Source organism: Psychrobacter sp. W2-37-MNA-CIBAN-0211 (assembly GCF_040309405.1).
Classification (GTDB): Bacteria; Pseudomonadota; Gammaproteobacteria; order Pseudomonadales; family Moraxellaceae; genus Psychrobacter; species Psychrobacter glaciei.
This window is the reverse complement of sequence record NZ_JBEOOU010000345.1, coordinates 1-259: the sequence shown is the minus strand read 5'-3', so window position 1 is coordinate 259 and position 259 is coordinate 1. Positions and strand designations below refer to the sequence as shown.

The window sequence follows — 259 nt, the reverse complement described above, 5'->3', positions numbered from 1 at the left end:
GCTGCGAACGCACGTGGCCGTGCGTGACGACGCTCTGCTTGCGCGCGAGCCGGATCGCGGCGGCGCGCGACGCCGCGACCATCACGACGGGAAAGCAGCGCATCAGCGAGCCGGGGCCGTTGGCGCGCTCGTCGCCGGGCCCGGCTGTCGCGGGCGCGGCGCCGGCCGCCAGCGCGTGGAACGCACGCTGCGTCTGCAGGCCGACGTCGAATACGCGGCCGTCCGGCGTGAACGCGCCGCGATGAAACCAGTCCAGCAG

General features: G+C 75.3%; 1 protein-coding gene. It reads right to left on the bottom strand.

From position 1 onward, the window contains the following. The coding region (locus AAEY72_RS15460; RefSeq protein WP_352311490.1) for an ADP-ribosylglycohydrolase family protein at positions 1-259 on the bottom strand (259 nt) is incomplete at both ends.